The organism is Streptomyces sp. NPDC005281 (assembly GCF_040607495.1).
Classification (GTDB): domain Bacteria; phylum Actinomycetota; class Actinomycetes; order Streptomycetales; family Streptomycetaceae; genus Streptomyces.
This window is the reverse complement of record NZ_JBEXGX010000002.1, coordinates 15,566-33,871: the sequence shown is the minus strand read 5'-3', so window position 1 is coordinate 33,871 and position 18,306 is coordinate 15,566. Positions and strand designations below refer to the sequence as shown.

Annotated in this window: 22 protein-coding genes; 13 read left to right on the top strand and 9 right to left on the bottom strand. The window is 68.3% G+C overall.

The features are described from left to right. Positions 1-515: 515 nt before the first annotated feature. Positions 516-1,214: an alpha/beta hydrolase gene (locus tag ABZV42_RS02910; protein ID WP_355982641.1), complete on the bottom strand. Its 699-nt coding sequence runs from the start codon at positions 1,212-1,214 to the stop codon at positions 516-518. Positions 1,215-1,550: 336 nt separating this feature from the next. On the opposite strand from ABZV42_RS02910, the gene ABZV42_RS02905 reads away from it, so the two are divergent. Continuing rightward, a complete protein-coding gene (locus ABZV42_RS02905; RefSeq protein WP_355982643.1) occupies positions 1,551-1,913 on the top strand; it encodes a hypothetical protein in 363 nt (120 codons plus the stop codon). Positions 1,914-2,087: 174 nt separating this feature from the next. Here the strand turns inward: ABZV42_RS02905 and ABZV42_RS02900 are convergent, their stop codons facing one another. From ABZV42_RS02900 to ABZV42_RS02885, 4 genes are all read right to left on the bottom strand, one after another. Next, positions 2,088-2,333, bottom strand: coding sequence for a DUF3761 domain-containing protein (locus tag ABZV42_RS02900; RefSeq protein ID WP_355982645.1), 246 nt, complete (start codon positions 2,331-2,333; stop codon positions 2,088-2,090). A gap of 165 nt (positions 2,334-2,498) precedes the next feature. Further along, on the bottom strand, positions 2,499-2,918 hold the full coding sequence (locus tag ABZV42_RS02895; RefSeq protein ID WP_355982647.1) for a hypothetical protein: 420 nt from the start codon (positions 2,916-2,918) through the stop codon (positions 2,499-2,501). Positions 2,919-3,195: 277 nt separating this feature from the next. After that, a complete protein-coding gene (locus ABZV42_RS02890; RefSeq protein WP_355982649.1) occupies positions 3,196-3,909 on the bottom strand; it encodes a hypothetical protein in 714 nt (237 codons plus the stop codon). A 73-nt stretch (positions 3,910-3,982) separates the two neighbouring features. Next, positions 3,983-4,288 carry a hypothetical protein gene (locus tag ABZV42_RS02885; RefSeq protein WP_355982651.1) on the bottom strand — a complete coding sequence of 102 codons (306 nt, stop codon included), beginning with the start codon at positions 4,286-4,288 and terminating at the stop codon, positions 3,983-3,985. Positions 4,289-4,613: 325 nt separating this feature from the next. Here ABZV42_RS02885 and ABZV42_RS02880 point away from each other — a divergent pair, with 325 nt between their 5' ends. The 5 genes from ABZV42_RS02880 (at position 4,614) to ABZV42_RS02860 (ending at position 8,356) form a co-directional block, all read left to right on the top strand. Then, entirely contained in the window at positions 4,614-5,684 is a 1,071-nt protein-coding gene (locus ABZV42_RS02880) for a hypothetical protein (protein ID WP_355982653.1), read from the top strand. Positions 5,685-5,931: 247 nt separating this feature from the next. After that, positions 5,932-6,534 (top strand): hypothetical protein, encoded by a 603-nt coding sequence (locus ABZV42_RS02875; protein ID WP_355982655.1) that lies wholly within the window; start codon positions 5,932-5,934, stop codon positions 6,532-6,534. A gap of 222 nt (positions 6,535-6,756) precedes the next feature. Further along, positions 6,757-6,999, top strand: coding sequence for a hypothetical protein (locus ABZV42_RS02870; RefSeq protein ID WP_355982657.1), 243 nt, complete (start codon positions 6,757-6,759; stop codon positions 6,997-6,999). A gap of 323 nt (positions 7,000-7,322) precedes the next feature. Then, the gene (locus ABZV42_RS02865) at positions 7,323-7,532 is read left to right on the top strand and encodes a hypothetical protein (protein ID WP_355982659.1); all 210 of its coding nucleotides are present in this window, start codon (positions 7,323-7,325) and stop codon (positions 7,530-7,532) included. Further along, positions 7,529-8,356: a helix-turn-helix transcriptional regulator gene (locus ABZV42_RS02860; protein WP_355982661.1), complete on the top strand. Its 828-nt coding sequence runs from the start codon at positions 7,529-7,531 to the stop codon at positions 8,354-8,356. The genes ABZV42_RS02865 and ABZV42_RS02860 overlap by 4 nt, the downstream gene beginning before the upstream one ends. Before the next feature lie 150 nt (positions 8,357-8,506). On the opposite strand, the gene ABZV42_RS02855 is transcribed toward ABZV42_RS02860, so the two are convergent. Then, positions 8,507-8,857 carry a DUF2335 domain-containing protein gene (locus ABZV42_RS02855; protein ID WP_355982663.1) on the bottom strand — a complete coding sequence of 117 codons (351 nt, stop codon included), beginning with the start codon at positions 8,855-8,857 and terminating at the stop codon, positions 8,507-8,509. Continuing rightward, complete coding sequence (locus ABZV42_RS02850) at positions 8,850-9,353, bottom strand: hypothetical protein (protein WP_355982665.1); 504 nt, start codon at positions 9,351-9,353, stop codon at positions 8,850-8,852. Before ABZV42_RS02850 ends, ABZV42_RS02855 begins: the two co-directional genes overlap by 8 nt. A gap of 538 nt (positions 9,354-9,891) precedes the next feature. Here ABZV42_RS02850 and ABZV42_RS02845 point away from each other — a divergent pair. The 7 genes from ABZV42_RS02845 (at position 9,892) to ABZV42_RS02815 (ending at position 16,937) form a co-directional block, all read left to right on the top strand. Then, positions 9,892-10,254 carry a hypothetical protein gene (locus ABZV42_RS02845; protein WP_355982667.1) on the top strand — a complete coding sequence of 121 codons (363 nt, stop codon included), beginning with the start codon at positions 9,892-9,894 and terminating at the stop codon, positions 10,252-10,254. A 57-nt stretch (positions 10,255-10,311) separates the two neighbouring features. Then, positions 10,312-12,096 (top strand): hypothetical protein, encoded by a 1,785-nt coding sequence (locus tag ABZV42_RS02840; protein WP_355982669.1) that lies wholly within the window; start codon positions 10,312-10,314, stop codon positions 12,094-12,096. Positions 12,097-12,422: 326 nt separating this feature from the next. Further along, positions 12,423-13,664 (top strand): hypothetical protein, encoded by a 1,242-nt coding sequence (locus ABZV42_RS02835; protein WP_355982671.1) that lies wholly within the window; start codon positions 12,423-12,425, stop codon positions 13,662-13,664. A 129-nt stretch (positions 13,665-13,793) separates the two neighbouring features. Continuing rightward, positions 13,794-15,380 carry a hypothetical protein gene (locus ABZV42_RS02830; protein ID WP_355982673.1) on the top strand — a complete coding sequence of 529 codons (1,587 nt, stop codon included), beginning with the start codon at positions 13,794-13,796 and terminating at the stop codon, positions 15,378-15,380. A 77-nt stretch (positions 15,381-15,457) separates the two neighbouring features. After that, a complete protein-coding gene (locus tag ABZV42_RS02825; RefSeq protein ID WP_355982675.1) occupies positions 15,458-15,880 on the top strand; it encodes a hypothetical protein in 423 nt (140 codons plus the stop codon). A gap of 18 nt (positions 15,881-15,898) precedes the next feature. Continuing rightward, entirely contained in the window at positions 15,899-16,273 is a 375-nt protein-coding gene (locus ABZV42_RS02820; RefSeq protein WP_355982677.1) for a hypothetical protein, read from the top strand. Positions 16,274-16,307: 34 nt separating this feature from the next. Further along, positions 16,308-16,937: a hypothetical protein gene (locus tag ABZV42_RS02815; RefSeq protein WP_355982679.1), complete on the top strand. Its 630-nt coding sequence runs from the start codon at positions 16,308-16,310 to the stop codon at positions 16,935-16,937. 207 nt (positions 16,938-17,144) lie between these two features. Here the strand turns inward: ABZV42_RS02815 and ABZV42_RS02810 are convergent, their stop codons facing one another. Both ABZV42_RS02810 and ABZV42_RS02805 read right to left on the bottom strand, forming a co-directional pair. Beyond that, positions 17,145-17,780: an HAD-IA family hydrolase gene (locus ABZV42_RS02810; RefSeq protein WP_355982681.1), complete on the bottom strand. Its 636-nt coding sequence runs from the start codon at positions 17,778-17,780 to the stop codon at positions 17,145-17,147. 37 nt (positions 17,781-17,817) lie between these two features. Beyond that, positions 17,818-18,294 (bottom strand): NUDIX domain-containing protein, encoded by a 477-nt coding sequence (locus ABZV42_RS02805; RefSeq protein ID WP_355982683.1) that lies wholly within the window; start codon positions 18,292-18,294, stop codon positions 17,818-17,820. Positions 18,295-18,306 lie beyond the last annotated feature (12 nt).

The following is an 18,306-nucleotide window of genomic DNA, read 5'->3' as shown; positions in this document are numbered from 1 at the left end:
TGCGGTTCTGGGGGCGTCGGTCAACCTGGGCGTCATTGGCGGCCGTACTGCCACGAGTGGTCAAGGCCTGATACGAGACCCTTTCACGGCAGCGTGTGTGTGGGCTGCGGCCCTGTTGTAGTACGTACTTACTGGTCGGCGGAGCGTAGCTCGCGTCGAGGATGGGGGATTCGATGCGAAGGGCCGTGATCGCGTCCAAAGCTGTGCTCACGGTGATAGGCACGTGGCTTGCCCTCTTTCTGGCGATCTCCCTTCCGGCCCTGCTTCCGGAACGGTGGGAGTACTACCTCATCTCTCCTGCCAGCGTGTGCCTGTGGATGCTTTCCATGCTCGTAGGACCCGTTGCAGTCTGCTGGAAGCTCCGCTGCTGGATACGGACCGTCCCCGGTGACCCACCGCGGCTGGACGGCTGACCGGCCAGCCCGACGGCCTTTGCGCCACGCCACTGGCGAGTGCCTGTGATCAGCACAGCTGATACAAACCCGGCAACGGAGTCCGCAAGGACGGAACTGCGGTCAAGCGCCGGCTATGTCGAGGAGAATCTGCGCCAGTTCGCGTGGCTGGGAGAACATCGGCCAGTGGCCGGTGTCCATCTCGATCAGCCGCCAGTGCTCGCTGGCCAACAGCTTGGCAACGTCATCGCTCGGTTCGGGGTCACCGAGCGTGCACTTGATGTACGTCGCCGGTAGATCTTCGAGCGGCCTTTCCAGCATGGCGGGTTCGGTCAGCGCGGCACCCGGGTGCGGCGTCGAACCATCCACGATCCGTGCGATCTGCTCATCGGTGAGACCGTGGCCCTCGAAGTGGGCCGCGGGCGCCACCGGCCAGAATCCTCTGTTCTCGGCGATCGCTGCCCTCATCATCGCCCCGCCATCCGGCCAGGCCGAGACGAATGGTTCGCCATCGGCCGGAACACTGGCGTCCAGGAAGACCACCCCGGCTAGCCGGTCGCCGATCCGCCCGGCCGCCTGACCGCTCGGGATGCCCGAGTAACTGTGACCTACCAGAACGACATCGTGCAGGTCTTGGCGCTCGACCTCGTCAACGATGTCCTGGACGTGAGTCTGCTGACTGGCCGGCACGCCTTGCTTCTCGGCGAGACCAGACAGCGTCAGCGAATGGACGCCGTGGCCAGCCGCGCCCAGATACGGCACCACATCGCCCCACGCCCACGATCCGAGCCGTGCACCCGCGACCAGCACGAAGTTCGCCATGCCCGCACCGTAGCGGAGCAACACGACGACCACTCCGGAAAGCCTTTCGATACACGCCTCTATCGCTACGCTGCTGGGCGTCGGGCACCTGATGCGACGAGAACCGTGTCAGAGAGCTAATCGGGCCTCTACGATGGGTAATCACGTCACCGGGAACCGTTAGGGGCCGCCATGGAACCGGATACCGGGCCTGAGGCGATCAAGCCACGTCCCGACTACCCGCCGAAGACCCCTCCGCCTCCGAAGAAGCCTCCGTCGCCCCCGCCGCCACAGATGCGCCTGGAGTCGTCGTCTCTCCCCATGCCTCAGTACACCGGCCGCGGAGCGCGACCGGTGATGAGGAACCGTCAGGGCGCCGCCTGGTCACTGGAAGCACAGCCCTGGGCACCCGCCAAGGCAGTCGCCGAGGTGACAGGAAGGCTCGCCAAGTGGGGTTTCAAGGCACCGGACGGCTTGGAAACGCTGGTACGCCAACTGGTGACCCCGGTCGTCGCGGACGGTGGCCGCCACATCAGCCTCCACCTCGCCGAACAGGACAATCAAGCGCTCATCCTGGCCTTCAGCCACCGACCCTGCCCATCGCGGGTGTGGGACGACGATGTCCTTACCACCTTGCGCGAACTCGGCGCCGCAAGCTGCGGGACGGAAATGACCAGCGAGGGCCGACAGGTGTGGGCCGTCCTCGACCTGACCTCCTGACACGCCGATGCTGAACAGAAGCAAAGCTGCGCCCGGATGCCTCCGGGCGCAGCCTTGGTCTCGACGCCGTCCTTCGTGGTCGCGGTCTTGGTGCCTGCGGACGGCTCGGGCCACAGGTTCCAGCGCAGAGCCGCCAGCCTGGGGACGCAGCCGGAGGCTCCGTGCAGGTAGTGATCAGCGGTACCAGTACTTGACGCCCCGGTGGTGCGAGCAAGTGCCGCGGGCGTGGGCACTGTAGGACCAGCTGCCGTCCTTGCATTTCGCCGTCGCCCCGCGCGGGTGCGGCGAGTTGGCCTTGCACACGCCCGTGGTGTGCCGGGCGCACGTCGCTGCTGCTGCGTCGGTCGCCACCGCGACCGGGGCGACGAGCGCGGCCGCCAGCACAGTTGCCGCGACGGCGCTCCTGAATGTGGTCAGCATCAGAGCTTCCCCCTCCTGAGGATCCGAGGAGGCGATCATGGACCCGGCTACCAGGAGGAAGCGACCGGCCCGGTCAGCGGTCATCAGGCTGTGACGGTCGTAGCCCGGCCGTAACGGCACGTTCGAGTCGTACGTACACCCGCGCGACCCGCAGGGGCGGCGCGATCAGGCGCTGTACTGCTCGGGCTTGGGCGTGCGGGACATGAGCGCGGCGGCCGCGTCCGGGACACTGGTCGTGCCAGCGATCACCGCGGCGACGACCTCGGTGATCGGCATGGTCATGTCCCACTCGACATGGCCTCGTGAGACGGCGTCGACGACGTCAGGCACGAGGAACGTGGCGTGGGCACGGACCTTCCGGTGCTGAGCATCGCTGTCAGGGTCATCCTCGAGGTAGTCCGCCTGGCCGACGGACACATGGACGTCGTAGCCCTTCCACGAATAGCGGGCGGTGCCCTTCGGGTCGAGCTGTGTGTCGGCGAGAGGTTGGCCGATGGCGAATGGGTAGGTCTGGCGCAGCCCGGGGAACGCGACGGTGAGCTTAGCGGCGGTCTCATCGGCAGGGCTGGAGGAGTTGATTGACATAGCGGAGGCCTTCCTGGCCCCGGGATACGACAGGCGACAGCCGTGAGCAGCCGTGCCACACAAGCCTGTGTCGGAACGGGCTGCATCCCCGCGCTGCGGGGTCCTCGAGAAGGAGTCCGAAGAGATCTCCGGCAGCCAGCGTAGCGTCGCCCGGTCGCCCAGGTGGCTGTACTACTCATTCGACGGGCTGAAGGCGTGTGAGGGGCAGGATTTGAACCTGCGGCCGCGCCGAGCGTCATTGGCGATCCGGGTGGGGCCGCATAGGCGGCCTGAACGCCTACTTGATCGGCTCGATCATCTCGGAGCGGATCAGGAGGGTGGTCTTGGCGGCGGCCTTGAGGTCGATATTCATCGTGGTGCCGTAGGTCATGTCCGCCACCCGAGCCCAGGTGTTGCCGTCCGCCCAGACACAGACCGGGTAGGCAAGCGTCGCCCCGTTGGTCCAGGTCCGTTTCACCACCTCGCAGTCGACCCTGATGCGGGAGCCGGAGGGGGTGGCCTCCTTCGGTGGCACGAGCACCTTCGCTTGGGGGGTGCCGCCGTTGCTGGCCAGCACGTAAGCGCGTACTTCGGCGGTGTTCCGGAACCGGCCGTACATGGCGGTCACGTCGAGATGTCCCTTGTCGCCGCGGTCCTTGTCGGCTTGGTAGACCGCGGCAACGCCATGGACGGCCTTGGCGTCCCAGCTGTGCCGCCAACTCCTCGCCAGCGTCCGTCCCATGGTGGCGGAGTCGTCCCGAGTCAGCGTGTAACGGCCGTTGACCAGTACCCCGGGCACGGTCAGGACGTGCTCGGCCATCGGAGAACTGCTCTCGGCCTTCTCTCCACGCAGGCCCAGCGTCGCCACGAGCGTGACAATCGAGAAAAGGACACCAACGATGATCCGGGCCCTGAGGCCGAGCCATCTTTTCTGCGGTGAGGCCGGGGGCGAGATGCCCCAGGGGTGGCAGGACGTCTGGTGCGGCGACTGCGACGCCGGAGGCATGGACACGCCAGAACGGTACTCGACATCGACGAGAGCCCGGCGAAGCCCTGGGCATCGCGGCGGCGCTGGCCAGTAGAAGTCAACGAGTCTGCGACCCGGTAGAATCGCTCCTCCTCGCCGACCAGGCGCAGGCCCCTCGCGGCATGGCGGGCGCGGCGCGTCGCTGCTCGGCCACGGCCGCAGCCGGGACATCCATCTCCCCGTCGCCGTCGCCGTCGCCGGGCAGCAGCGGGAAGGCCTCGCGCAGCAGTTCCCCGGCCGCCTCAAGGTCCGCCGCGCCGCCGGTGACCGGGCCGCCGGAGGTGAACCGCGGCGGGTGGCGCGAGGACTGAGCGGCCTGCTCCTTCTCCAGCTTGGCGACCAGGTGGGCCGGAGCGGCGACCACCGCTGAAGGAAGGCCCGTCAGTGGCACCCGCCACATGACCCTCGCCATGGCCGCCCACGCAGATCCGGGCAGGCGTACGACGAGGGGTTCCTGCGGACAACGCAAGCATTCCCCCGTCCGGGTGAATGGCGTCGCCGGAATCGCCACATGGGCACACGTCGAGTACGAGGCCAGCTACATTTCAACTGCGGCAGACCACCGCTCCCCGGAGATGCATCGGCCCTTCCTCTCTCCACGCTCGGGTGAACCGGTTCACAGCAGTTCCCAACGCATCCCTTTCGGATCTCACTTCCACACGTCCTGGGCCGAGACGTTCAGGAGACCCATGACCGCGATGCACCAAGACGTTGCCCTGCGCCGGCGGCTCTATACAGGGGAGAGCGTCCAACAGGCCCGCCGGGCGATTGATTCTCTTGAGCCCGATGCGCCCCCGATCCCCTCGGCGGCTCCACCAGCTCAGCAGCACTTCGAGGCGCGCGTGCTTCGCGGCCTTCTGGAGTGCCGGAACGTCTACACCCGTTTTCCCCTCGGCGTTACCGCGGTGTACCCAGAGCCGGATGGCGTTGCCTTGCGCGTGGAGAGTGAGGAGCGTGCAGTCGAGATCCTCTTCAACCTCCTCCCCACGTGTGTAGCGGACCACGAGGTCCACGGTGTGCCGGGGCTTCGCATCACGCAGCGAGATCGCACGGCAGTTGAACTGCGCGTACTCGGCGAGCCAACCCGACTGCGACTGACCGGCCTGCCGGCGAGACTCTGGCGCAGCGCCATCCAGAGGATGCTCGACAAGTGGATCGACCCGGACGCCAAGCTCCTGTGCTGGAGGTCCTCACCGAAGGCATGGACGGATGGCGAGCGTGGGCATCAGGCTCGGTGGGAGGGGCCCAACGACAAATTCACACAGGTGCTGCAGCGCGGTGCCTGGCTCGGCAGCGGACTGCTGCGACGAGCCGCCCTTCTGCACACCGTGTCCAACACGTTCCTCCTTGACGGCTACGACGGCGCTTCCGACGTGGCACGACTAGTCCTCCGATCCTCCCACGTACGCGGACAGGGGCCTGGGCCGCACAACGTCATGGCAGCCCTCACGGACCCGACGTTCGGCCTGCCTCTGCATCTCACGAGGTTCCGCGGTGACACCGACGAAACCTACGGCGGCGACCAGCAGTTTGTTTTGGCTGATGCGGCCAAGACGGCCATCCTCGATTTCCGGGCAACAACAGAGGGACCTCACTCCCGCCTGCAGCCGGAGCTGTGGCAGGCGATCCTGCGCCGGCTACCCGACTCGGGCTTCGCGAGCAGTTTGTCTCTGGGTACCCTCGGCTTCCGCGGCCTCAGGACGGCCCAGGTCGGAGAACGACCTGCTACGCCGTGCAGCCGACCTACTACTGAGCCGTGAACGCGGCGTCGGCGTCAGCACCCCGCCCGCATTCACGCCACGGTGCGCCCACATCACCCGGACCGGGCGCACCCGGGAAAGCTCCGCAGGACGAGCCGCCGAGGAGGTCACCGACCTCCTGAACCCTCTCCACCGGCGCTGCGGCCGGACGCAGCCCCGGGAGCAGCAGTGCCTGGTGGCCGACTCCGGGAAGGAGCCGAAGAGGCCGGTCCCTGGCTGACACGCCAGCAACGCAGACAGATCAGACATGGCCCTGAGCCCCCTCGCCGTCCAGGAGCTCGCTGAGGGCGTTCTCGGCTGCATCTGCGAGGCCCTCGACGACACGGCCGCCAAGGTCGACGGCCAGCCCGGATGCCCCTGCCGCTCCTGCGTCGTCCCGGGACAGCCCGCATGGGACACCTGCGACGACCCATGCGGCGAGGCCGCGACGACCGGCGGACAGCTCACGGTCAACGTGGCCCGCATGTACGCGTCGAGCCTCGACACCTTCCCCTCGACGGAGGCCCGCGACCAGGCGGTGCGCGGGAAGCGCGGATGCAAGCTCCCCGGCCTCACCGCAGTCGAGCTCGTCATCACGGTCCTGCGCTGCGTCCCGACCCCCAACGACCAGGGCTGTCCACCGAGCTGCGAGGACCTGGCGGCCGCGGCCCGGGTCATCAACTTCGACGCCGTGTCCGTCCTCAACGCCCTCGACTGCTGCCTCCCCGCCCTCGGCGTCCGGCGGCAAGGACTCCTCTACGTGATCGGCGCACAGCGGCAGGTGGGGCCGGAAGGCGGATGCGCTGGCACCGAGCAGCGTGTCACCGTGGGCCTGGTGAACTGCAAGTGCCCCGACGACGAGACGCCCTGACGGAAAGTCCGCTGGTAGGCCGCCCGCTCGAGTACCTACCCGACGGCCCGACCGAACGGCGCGCGCTGACCGCGATCTGAAAGGGGGCCCGGATGCCCGTCGAGGTGACGATCAACCAGGGAGCCCTCCAGCGGCTTCTCCGCCTCCGCGGCGGCGTACCGGAAGCTCGCGGAGCGCACCGAACGGGTCGCCGCCTTCGCGGAGGCGGAGGCGCCAGGACGCATGGGCGCCTACGTGTCGTGGCGGGTTGACGAGGGACCGAAGGGGCTGACCGGGGTCGTCTCCTGCAATCACCCGGCGGTCTTCTACGTCCTTGAAGGGACCCGGCCGCACATCATCCGGCCCCGGCGGGCGAAGGCCCTGCACTTCTACGTCGAGGGGGCCGAGGTGTTCAGCAAGCTCGTGCGCCACCCAGGCACGAAGCCGAACCCGTTCCTCCAGCGTGCGCTACGCCTGGGCCGGTAGGTGCCGCGCCCAACCAAGCTCACTCAACGGGAGCTTGACGCGTAGTGCAGACGGCTAAGCCCCTCGCGGCAAGACGAGGGGCCCATGGCCGGTCATCCGGGTCTGGACGCTCAGCCCTTCTATTGGGCCCTGAACAGGCGCGTTCTGCAAGGCTCTGGAAGAAGTGTTAACTAGACGCCCGAATTCTGCCCGTCACCCCTACCCGGCCCCCGTATGTCGGGTGACCATGAGGACGTGGCCGAAGTCGGACCGGCAAGGGTCTGGGTCACTGACATCCGGGTCTAGTTAGGGGAGTTGAGCGCCCTGTGTCTTGGCGTTCCTTCATGCAGATGCTGATCGCCTTCGGGGCGGCTGCTGGCTTGGTGCTGGTGCTTGGCGCGAATATTCAGGTACCCATTGCCCTGGGCGCGGTGGGGGCAGTCGCGATCGTCGTCAAAGACATGATCGGTATGGGGGGTGAGCGCGCCGGGAGCGAGAAGAGAGACCTCCAAGCCCGCACCCTTCCGGCGGGGAGTAAAGGGGAGGGGGAATGACGACCAGTATGAAGCCCCTGTCGGAGGATCTTCCAGAGGGTAAGAAGGAGTTGGCCGAAGCGCTCCGAAAGGCCCTTGAAGGCTCGGGGAAGACGCTGCGTCAGGTGGCCTTGGAAGTCGGCATTTCCCCGGCGGCCCTGTCGCTCATCCTGAGCGGGAAGCGTAAGCCGAGGGGCGACACGCTCAACCGCATCATCCGGGCAACCACGGCCCGTGAGGAGCGGTTAGCGGACCCGAGGCACTCCTACATCACCGAACGCTGGAAGCACCTCTTTGTCATGGCTGGTGTGTGGCTTTTCGCCGTTGTGTCAGGGGTGTCTGCCCTCTGGGGGGTCCATCACCTTCTGGGGGGTTCCGAGGCGGGCCAGGATTGCAGAACGCACTGCGGCCGTCCTCCGCTCCACACTCCAGCCCCATCACCCGGACCCTGGCCGCAAGGTCTGCCGAGAAAAACTGGCTACATGGAGGTCTTCGGGAATCCGGCCGGTCCGCAGGGGCCACACTTCTACTTTTCCGCGCGTGACCGGGCCCGGCACTTCACTGCCTATCCAGGGGCAGCAGTCAGCGTCGCGTGCTCGGTAAGGCCTGACCGTTCCGACGATTTCAAGTATCTGGTTCGTTTGGGATATCGGTCGGCCGCTACGACCCGCGTGGACCTCACCGGTCATTGGTTCTGGGTCGACAAGGCAACCGTGACCCGTGAGCGGGGAGGCAATGAAGCGCTGGTCGTGCCGGAATGCGACCGACAGCGACGGATCGCCGAAGGTATGAGCATGACGCCCGAGGAGGTTGCATACCTAGCGGGCGTATCGCGTGTCGACTAGGCGACGAGAGGGGCAGGCTGGGAAACATGGCCGAGCCGGCTGCCCTTCTCGACTCGCGAGGTCAGGGCTGGTAGCTGCTGCTCTCGCAGGACGAGGAGTTGTCTGCTCGACGCGGGGACGCTCTTGGCTTTGGCCCGGCAGTTTCCGCAATCAGGGCGAGCTGGCGGCCGGTGATGCCGCTGGCGCTGGCGCGGGGGTGTTAGAAGCCGACCGATCCGGGAGGAGTCGCGTCAGGTAAGTCGTGACGATTCCGCCCGTGGAGCTCAACGGCAACGCCGCTCCGCCCGCAGTATTTCCCTGGGCCATGAAATAGACCGCTGCGATTAAGGAGCCGCCAGCCATAAGCGTTGAGCTGATGATCGATACCCAGCGGACCCGGTGCTCGTGGCGCTGTTGTCGTTCAACCATGGAAAATGCCCGGACTCCGAGTCCAGGGTGCAGAGAATTCCACTTCTCGATTTCTGCAGCAGGCGGCAGGGTCGTCCAATCTGGTTCAGGCATTCTCTGCGCCCCCGGATTCGGTGTCTGACTCGTTCACGCCTGCCGGTGAGCCGAGGGCGCTTTTCCTGGCGTCCTGAACATTGCCAGTTAACAGTCCGGCTTGTCGGAGGACTTCGTCCCGCCCCGTAGGTGCGAGTATTTTAATTTCGGCGGCGATGGCTCTGCGTCTCATCCATGCCAGGTGGCGTAGGGCATATATAAGTGACGCAATGAATGCTGCCAGCATGATGAAGATGGCAGGTAATTGGGTTACCTGGAATTGCACAATAATGCTGTAGGCGATTATGTGGACGCTGACTGTAAAGACAAGGATCGCAACGGAGAAGATCAGTGTCAGCGCAGAACGGGAAAGCGGTCGCTCTCGACCCTCGCTCAATTCGGCAGCTAGAAGCTCGGCCTCGGTAATGCGGCGGCGCTTGCCGTCAAGAGCAGCCGTTCCCGTCAGGTCGAACACGGCGCCGACGCCGCGCGCGAAAGTCCGCCAGGATCCCCCCATGCCCGGAGTGTAGGGCGGCCCCGCAGTCGCCGGCAGAGCATCGTCCAAGTCTGTTCTGCGGCTTGTTCATCTACTCTGCTCGTACGCCGCTGGTTTTGGGCCGGGCGCAGGCGCGGAGACAAGGCGCATCCCATGGCTACGAAGAAGATCGCTCTCAACGAAGACCCGCACGTCGCCGAGGTCGGCCCGCACAAACTCCTCTTCCAGCCCGAGGTGTACGGCGACGAGTTCCTCGACGCCTACGCGCGGCTCCAGGACGTCCAGAAGACCGTGTCCGGCGAGGATATGGCTGCGCTCTCCGGTGACCGGCTGCGGACCCTGTACGGCGAGATGAGGGGCTTCCTCGCCCGCCTGATGCTCCCGGAGTCCGCCGCTAACTTCTCGCGGCACGAGGTGCTCAACGCGCGGCCGGGGACGTCGTCGGGGTCTACATCGACCGTACGGCCGCAGCCGAGGCCGCTGCGAAGGTCGAGGGCGCCACCACACGGGACAAGTCTCTCCGGCTGCCTGACCGGGTGCTGGTCGAGCTCATGGAGTGGTGCATCGAGCTGTACGGGGGCGGTGGGAACCGCCCTACTGGGTCGTCGAGCGGCTCTGCGCGTCAGTTATCGAGGGGTGGGAGTCCTGGGAGGGCGGCCTCGCGCTCCAAGGCGTCGATCCCCGCAGATGGCACCTGAGGACGATGCTCAACGCCGCTGAGGCGGCGATGGAGCAGGCCGCGGCCGACGACGGCGAGCGGGCCCGCATCCGGGCGAAGCTGTACGCCCCGCCGAAGCGCGCAAGGGCGGCCCCTGGAGAGCGGAGCCGGGTCGGCACCTCGATGGACCGCGGACAGGCGCAGGCCTTGATGGCACAGCTCGCCGCGCAGGACGCCCAGCTTGGGCGCAGGTCAGGCCGCTAACCTGGCCATGCCGCTGGTTTTGGGCCGGGCAACCACACAACTCTGTGAGGTTGCCCGGTGGCTGCCGAAGAGGATTTCGGAAGTGCCGTCGTCACCGTCGTCCTCGACGACGCTGCCGCTACAGCTGACGCCCAGTCCCTCGGCGACCGCATCGAGCGCGCCCTGGTCCGCGCGACGCGCGACGTCGGCCGCAAGATCCGGGAGACCATCCAGCGCGGCCTGGACGCGGGCGTCAGCGTCCAGGTCAAGCCGGACACCAGGCTCTTTCGCAGCACCCTTGCGCGGCAGATCCGGCCCATGGAGGCTCTCGCCTTCCCCGTGGTGCCGGACCTGGACCGGTTCGAGGCGGAGCTCCGCGCGGGCCTCGCGACGACTCTGAGTGTCCAAGTCCCCGTCACCGCGGACCTGTCGCGCTTCGAGGCGGAGCTCCTCGCCGAGCTGACGACGGCCGGGAGCGTCGAGGTCCCGGTCATCCCGGACCTGGCCAGGTTCGAGGCGGAGCTCCTCGCCAGGCTGTCGACGTCGGCCAGCGTTGCGGTGCCAGTCGTCCCGGACATGGCGCGGTTCGAGGCGGAGCTCCGTGCCGGCCTCGCCACGACCGCGAGCGTTGAAGTCCCGGTCGTCCCGGACCTCGCCGTGTTCGATGCCGCGCTGCGTGCCGGGCTCGCGACCGCCCCGACGGTCGACGTCCCGGTCGCCCCGGACCTGTCCCGGTTCGATGACCTGCTGGGCGCGCACCGGCTGCCCGAGCTGTCCGTCGACCTGGTCCCGGACCTCGACGCTCTCAACCGGCGGCTGCGCGGCCACAAGCTCCCGGCCCTGCCCGTCGACATCGTCCCGGACCTCGACGGCCTGAACCGGCAGCTACGCGGGCACCAGCTGCCCCGGCTCCTGGCCGACGTCGTCCCGGACCTGACCGGGTTCGTGGAGCGCATCCGCGCCCTTCTCGCGGGCGAGGAAGTCAGCATCCGGGTCGTCCCCGACCTCTCGGACTTCGACGCCCGTATCCGGGCGCACAGGCCTCCACGGGTCACGGTCGACGTCGACCCCGACACGAACCGGTTCACGCGCGCCCTGTCCCGCCTGGGAGGGATCGCGACGGGGGTCGGTAAGAAGCTGCTGACCTTCCTGAAATTTGGCGCGATCGGGATCGCCGCGGCGGGGGCCGCGCAGAACATCGGCGCGTTCGTCGCGGCCATCGCGCCGGCATCGGGGATCCTCGCCGCGCTGCCCGCTGTGATCCTCGGCGTCCAGGTCGCGACGAACACCCTGAAGCTCGCCCTGGTCGGCGTGAGCGACGCCCTGTCCACGGCCCTGACCGGGAGCTCCGCGGAGTTCCAGAAGTCGCTCAAGGGGCTCGCCCCGGCCGCGCAGAAGGCCGTCACCGCGGTCCGGGCGCTGTCGCCCGAGCTGAAGAAGGTCCAGCAGTCCGTCCAACAGAACTTCTTCCGCCAGTTCTCCGGCGACGTCACCGGCGCGATCAAGAACCTCCTCCCGCTGGGGAAGGGGCTCGACCAGGTCGCGGCGAACTTCGGCAAGTCCGCATCGGCGGCCCTGAAGTTCGCGGCGACCAAAGGCCGCCGGGTCGCTGAAGACGATCATCGACGGCACCGCGAACGCGTCGGCCGGTCTGGAGAAGGCCCTCGTCCCGGTCGTCAAGGGCTTCCTCGACGTCGCGGCGTCCGTCTCCAAGGCCTTCGGCGAGCAGGCCGGGAGCGGCGTCAAAGACGCCGCGCGCGCCCTGTATTCGACGGCCAAGGACGTCGTCGGCGGCGCAATCGACGCAGCCAAGTCCGTCCTCGACATCGGCTCGCCGTCCAAGGTCTTCATGAAGATCGGTAAGGACACCGGCAAGGGCGCAGCGCTCCCGGCAGGCGGACCAGGAGCCTGCTCTCCGCGATGCCGGCACGGCGGCCGGGCGGCGCCCGCGCGGGAACGCGGGCGGCGGCGCCGTCTTCAACAACACCTTCCACATCACGGAGGCCGGGGGCGGGCGACCGCGCATCGGGTCGTCACGCGCCTCACGCTGGCAGGGGGCGGCCTGTGACGGCTCTATTGGGTGGCGTCCCGCCTGACACAAACGGGACCATGGCCTAGATCGTGGGACGTCGAGGTCCTGGCAGACGTGGCCAGAGACCTCGACGCCGTCGAAGCGGCTGGAGGCCATCGTGTGGGAACAGGACATCGGGACCTTCCCCGTTGACTTCACCGAGCACGGCAACGAGTGGGCTCATCACCTTGGAAACGCCATGGGTGGCGGGTTCAGCAGGGGCAGAGGCCCCGACTACGACGGCGGCCCCGTGGAAATGGGGCCGCCTCTCGACGGCTCCATGACGAGCGTCCTGCGCGTTCACCCGCACCCCGACGGCATCAGATGCACGGTTGTCGGTGAGGCCGGGACCCCGTCACCGGACCAGATAGAACCCTGGCGGATTGGCGCGCGGAACGCCGTGGACGAGATCGGGCGCCACCAGCGAATGCACGTGTGGAATGCGCTCGTTGGGGCCAGCCCTTCGGCTGGTAACGGGTTCCACCCCTTGGGGCAGATCGAGGCGACCGACGTAGGGCCCGTGGCTCTCGTCCCTGGTGGTGTCTACATGCGCGAATTCCGAGGGCAGGACCGGGTTGACTCGCAGTTCATCACGATCTCCCGCAGCTTCCCGGTCGTCGTCACCGGCCAGGTCGAGGCTTACGACTGGGACCCCTGCGTCCCGGTGGTTCAGATGCAGTTGCGTCGCCTCTGTGCTCTCCTGACGCTGCACCGGCAGCAGTTGTGGGAGCCCCGAACCCTGCCTTGGCCTCAAGGCCCCGACGGGTCGAATCTGAAGATCCCCACTTCGGTCGGCCCCGACTTCCCCAGCCCGAACGGCGAGGAATGGACCGGTGAGGTCCCGCCGGAGACAGGGACTTGGAGGCTGCCGCCGTGGGCGCTGGGGGCATGGGAGAGGCTGGACAGCGACCCCGAACTGGAGACCGCGCTCAACGCGTACTACGAGGCCGTACGCCTGGGGAGACGCCATCCGTCGCTCGCCCTGCTCACCTTCGTTGCCGCGATCGAGGGCGTCGGTATGCGGCTTGTCCCCGACGCCATGTGCGAATGCCATCCCGAGTGCACGCACCGCAAGGGAGTTGCCGAGAAGCGGTTCCAGAAGGCGCTCAAGACTGTGCTGACGCAGAAGCAGGTGAAGGAGATCGCGGGCCCGCTGTACGACAAGCGCTCATACACGGGGCATCGAGGGACGCTGTTCGGATCGGAGCAGATTCTCGGCTATGGCGGCATCAGGGGACTGTTCCAGGTCAGCCCGTACTTCGAGTTCGAGGCGCGGCAGCTCGGCCGACTGGCGCAGGTTGCCAACGCGGTTCTGGTCAAGGTGTTGAGTGAGCTGGCAATGGACCCGGGCCAGAGCTGACCGGTAGAGGGCCGTCCACCGCGCCCGCGCGTGACGGCCCTCGGCCGCGTCGCTGGTTGGCAGACCTAGACTGACTGCGCGCTGCTGGTTGTGGGCCGGGCCGTCAACGACTGCGGGAGGCGGTCCGTCGTGGCGCTGCTCGATTACCTGACGCTGGGTGGCGTGGAGATCGCCAACCACGTGCGCCTGTCCGCCTATCTGGAGTCCGTCGGCTCGCCTCTCGACAGCGCCGGGGCCTGCGTCTGCCCCTCGCTCACCGCCGAGATGCTCGGCGACGAGGAGTACACAGACCCGGCCGCCGACGAAGCTCCCTGGTACGACCCCGACGTGCCGGCCAGTGCGGAGTTTGCTGGCCTGATGGTCCTGTCCATCGACGGCCTCGACGACCACCCCGTCGCCCGGTCGGTGACAACCGCGATCACTGGCGGCGGCGTCCTCGGCCCGGCCCGCGTCCTGCCCCGGAGCCTCACGGTGACCGGCATCCTCCTCGGCTCGACGTGCTGTGGAGTGGAGTACGGGTGGCACTGGCTGACCGAGGCTCTGCAGGGGTGTGCCGGCACCGGCTGCGAGGGTGACTGCATGGAGCTGTTCGCGTGCTGCCCGGCCCTGGGGGCGACACGCGAGGAGTTCGAGGAGCGGGAGCGGCGCACGCTGCGCCGGGTCGCGCTCACCAGCGGGCCCACAGTGATCGAGCGGGCCGGGGACGGGTGCAGCACAGGGGGCTGCAACGGGTCCGCGGACATCCTCACGGTCGAGTTCGTGCTGACCGCGGCCACGCCGTGGCTCTGGAGTGATCCGCTGCCCATCACGGACGCCGCGCCGCCCGTCGACCTCACCGACGAGTGCATCACCTGGTGCCTCACCGGCGGGACCAACCAGCCGACCAAGTGCATCGAGGTCACGGACTTCTGCCCGCCGGGCGCCCTGTCGATGCCGGTGACGAACGGGGCGTGTGTCGGCGGCCTGGTCTGGCCGGTCGGCAACACCACCGACCTGTGCGCGTGCAGGCTCGCGGCCTGCCCGGACCCGACGGCGGCCTGTGCCGACCCTTACTGCCGGAGCGTGGCCCCGCCCGCGCCGACGAGCTCCCTGCGGACGTGTTTCTGTCTGCCGCTCGCCGTCGAACGGGCCTGCTACGACATCGACCTGTCGTCGTCGCCCGGCTGGGCCGTCGACGTGCCGACGATCGTCGTGCGCGCGGGCAGCGGCGACATCCGCAACCTGGGAATTACCTTCTACGAACGGTCGGAGCAGCACGGGGCGATGACGGCCGCTCGGGTCGCGGACACGGAGCGCTGTAACCCGCTGGCCGAGTTCCACGTCACCTACGTGCCGGCAGGCGGCGCCGTGACGATCGACGGCCAGGTGCAGCGCGCCACGGTCGAGTGCGGCGGCCGCTGCGAGGCGTCCCGGGACACGTACGGCCGTGACGGTGTCCCCCTGTCGTTCCCCGGCCTGTCGTGTGCGAGCTATGTGATCTGCCTGGAGACCGACGTCACGAATCCCCCGGCTGCGGACGCCCTGGTGTCGATCAGCGTCAGCGGGCGGGGCCTGGGCCGCGGCTATCCTGGCTACGCCCGCTTCCCCCGGATCGGGCAGACGTGGCCGCAGTTCGAGGAGGGGCTCGCCGCGTTCCCCTGGGGGCCCAACTCCTGTTTCTCACCGATGGCGGAGAACTGGCCGACCTGGGACGGGCGAATTCCTACCACGTCCTGAGCGACGGTTCCATCTGGCGGGCATCGGCCAAGGCCGGCGTCAATTCCCCGGACGACGCCGCATCCTGCACCACGCTGGTGGACTTCCTGCACACCGCACTGGATGGCAGCAACCCCGTCTTCGGCCGCATCGAGTGGCACAACTTCAACGAGATCACCAACCTCGATGCCGTGCTGCGCCGTAAGGGGAGGACGTCGCTGCGTGAAGGCCGGCGGTTCCTGCGCGGCTATGCCTGGGTGACCATCTGTCCGACCGAACTTGCGGCACAGTTGGGCGGCGCCGCCGTGCTGGAGGACTCAGGCGCCTTCCACCGGGTGCTGCCGCTGCGGGCGGGAGGTGTGCTGCTCCAGGCATCGTCCACGATGGCCGGGTACACGGATCAGGCGATGGAGCGGGTGTTCGAGGTGCTGGCTCCCGTACTGCCGCCGGGTGAGCCGAGCCCGGACCCTGCCTACCCTTACATGCGGTTCGTCCCACGGGACGCCGCCACGGTGCGCTGAACCGCCCGGACGCTGGGAATGTCCGCGAAGACGGTGCGGACCGCCCGCGAAGAACAACGGGAAGCCGAGGAACGAGACCGCGCGGTGCGTGAGGCGCTCGAGGCCCAGAACCGGCGTCAGGCTGGCCTGCAGCGCGATCCCGAGGCCGCCTGGCAATGCGTGAGAGGGCTCCATGTGCTGCGAGGCACCCGCCACTACTCGGAGGTCGTCCGTCTCCCGGGCGACCTGGCTGCCCTCGCCGACAAGGACGCCACCACAGCCGCCTTCACCGAACGGCACGCCCGGTTCATCGCCGCCCACCGCACGAAGAAGGCCCTGACGCGCGACCTGAGGGCCGGGGGACCTGCCTGCACCGCACTCATCGATCTCACCCCCGCTGCGGCCTCCCGGTGAAGGCTATGCCGAGTGGATCCGTGCCCGCTCCGCGGTGCAGCCGCTGGCCGCCGACGTCGGGCTCAGCCCGGAGGCGGTGCGGCTCATGCAGCGCCTGGCCGTACTGAGCCCTCTCTACGGCGGCCACGTGCCCCGGGCCGCCCTCTACCTGGACGAGCTGCTCGACGGCGGCAGCCTGCCGGTGGTCCGGGGCGAGCAGGGAACACTGGTTCCTGTCGCGGAGCTGGCCGAGATGATGAACGGCACACGCGAGGGTGACGTTCGTGAGTCCCTGCACAGCCTGCACGCCGCTGGCGCGCTGCTGGTCAACCCCGGCCCCGACGAGGGCATGGCCGGGGTGCGGCTGGTCGCCCGGCGTCCCAAGGTGCCCGGTCAGCCATGGCGGTTCATCGGCGATGACGACGCGGTGGTCGCCACAACCTGCATCCCGACCCCCGTCTGGGAGGACCTGCCGCTGGACGTGGCCGCAGCCGTGGCTTTTCTGCGCACCTGCCGGTCCCCGATGGAAGAGCCCGACCCCGAGGCGTACGGGCAGCACCAGGGCGTCAACGGCACCGAGCACGCGAAGGAGTTGTTCGCCGCCGCGCTGGCGTCCGGGTACGTCGACGAGAAGGGATGCGAAGCATGCCCCGCCGGTCACCTGTGCACGCGCACCGCTGACTGACCGCCGCATACGAGCGACTCGACGGCGCCAGGATTGCAGCAGTGACAGTCCCCGCATGACGGGTCTGCCGCAGGTGGACGGTGTGCTGGCGTTCGATGATGTGCCGGGGGACCGGCTGCTGCCCGCCGGTGGAGTGATGTTGGTGCGGCCCGTGATCAACAGTCGCCCGGTACCCAGGGGCTTCTCTGGACAAGGGGCCATCGGCGGCTAGCGTCCAAGCAGGGGCGTGAGCGCTGTGCGCAGATCGTCGATCTGGCGGTACTGGAGACCGGTCATGCCGGTCTCGCGGGCCGCCGTGACGTTCGCTGCGATGTCGTCGACGAACAGGCAGCGCTCGGTGGTGGTGCCGGCGCGTTCGACGGCGATGCGGTAGACCCTGGGATCGGGTTTCGCGATGCCGATCCGGGCGCTGTTCACCACCGTGTGGGCAAGGCTGCCCAGTCCCTGGCGGGCGAGGTCCTGCTCCAGCCGTGTGGTTCCGTTGGGGACCAGGGCGACGCGGGCGACCTCGCGGACCCGGGTGAGCAGAGCAACCAGTTCCAGGTCCACGGACGGGGCGCGGTCGGACCAGGCGGTCACGGCGGCACGGGCCCGCTTGTAGGAGCCGCAGGTGTCGGCGAGGTCTTCCGCCACCGCAGACCGCCACTGTTCGTCGGTGATCTCGCCGGTGATGGCGGCATGGATGCGAGCGGGTGCGAAGGCTGCGGCCGCGAGGGAGCCGGCGGTCAGTCCATGGGCGTGCTCGATCTCGATGTCGGCGGGCCAGTGCCGCAGCACGCCGTCGACGTCGCAGAGTACGGCGGCATAGGGCAGGCAGGAACTCGCCGGGCGGTTCTCAGTCACGCCCGCAGTCTGCTCCCCAGCACGGTGCCGGGAGGGTTCATCCGGTCAGGACGACGGGGCGCGCGGGTGCACCGTGCTCGAGTGTGGCGGTGACCAGGTCGGCGAGTCCCACGGGGTAGACCGTCTCCTGGGCGGCGCGCAGTTCGGCGATGGTCCACCAGCGGTGCTCGCGGATGTTGTCGGGTTGCGTGGCGTGGGCCGGGTTGACGTCGGCTGCGCAGACGCGTGCAAGGAAGTACTTCTCCACCTGCCTGACTTCGCGCCCGCCGACCAGGTGATCCTGGGTGCGCTCGGCGAGCTGCGCCCCCAGCTCGACGGCCTTCGCGTCGATACCGAGTTCTTCACGCAGCTCGCGGAGCGTCGCCGTGGCGTGGTCCTCTCCGTCCTCCAGTGAGCCGCCGGGCGTCGCCCAGAAGCCGCCGTTCTCGTCGTAGCGGAGCAGCAGGATGCGGTCTACCGTGTCGAGGACGATGGCGCGGGCGGCTTCCCTCAGCGGTGGAGTGGAGGTCGTCATGTCTTCAGTGTG

Bases quoted from the DNA above. Each gene is read 5' to 3' on its own strand.
- ABZV42_RS02905 (WP_355982643.1), top strand. From the start codon at position 1,551: ATGAGGAACCGTCAGGGCGCCGCCTGGTCACTGGAAGCACAGCCCTGG.
- ABZV42_RS02855 (WP_355982663.1), bottom strand. From the start codon at position 8,857: ATGCCTGAACCAGATTGGACGACCCTGCCGCCTGCTGCAGAAATCGAG.
- ABZV42_RS02870 (WP_355982657.1), top strand. From the start codon at position 6,757: ATGGGCGCCTACGTGTCGTGGCGGGTTGACGAGGGACCGAAGGGGCTG.
- ABZV42_RS02910 (WP_355982641.1), bottom strand. From the start codon at position 1,214: ATGGCGAACTTCGTGCTGGTCGCGGGTGCACGGCTCGGATCGTGGGCG.
- ABZV42_RS02895 (WP_355982647.1), bottom strand. From the start codon at position 2,918: ATGTCAATCAACTCCTCCAGCCCTGCCGATGAGACCGCCGCTAAGCTC.
- ABZV42_RS02865 (WP_355982659.1), top strand. From the start codon at position 7,323: ATGCAGATGCTGATCGCCTTCGGGGCGGCTGCTGGCTTGGTGCTGGTG.
- ABZV42_RS02880 (WP_355982653.1), top strand. From the start codon at position 4,614: ATGACCGCGATGCACCAAGACGTTGCCCTGCGCCGGCGGCTCTATACA.
- ABZV42_RS02860 (WP_355982661.1), top strand. From the start codon at position 7,529: ATGACGACCAGTATGAAGCCCCTGTCGGAGGATCTTCCAGAGGGTAAG.
- ABZV42_RS02900 (WP_355982645.1), bottom strand. From the start codon at position 2,333: ATGCTGACCACATTCAGGAGCGCCGTCGCGGCAACTGTGCTGGCGGCC.
- ABZV42_RS02820 (WP_355982677.1), top strand. From the start codon at position 15,899: ATGTCCGCGAAGACGGTGCGGACCGCCCGCGAAGAACAACGGGAAGCC.
- ABZV42_RS02805 (WP_355982683.1), bottom strand. From the start codon at position 18,294: ATGACGACCTCCACTCCACCGCTGAGGGAAGCCGCCCGCGCCATCGTC.
- ABZV42_RS02875 (WP_355982655.1), top strand. From the start codon at position 5,932: ATGGCCCTGAGCCCCCTCGCCGTCCAGGAGCTCGCTGAGGGCGTTCTC.
- ABZV42_RS02850 (WP_355982665.1), bottom strand. From the start codon at position 9,353: ATGGGGGGATCCTGGCGGACTTTCGCGCGCGGCGTCGGCGCCGTGTTC.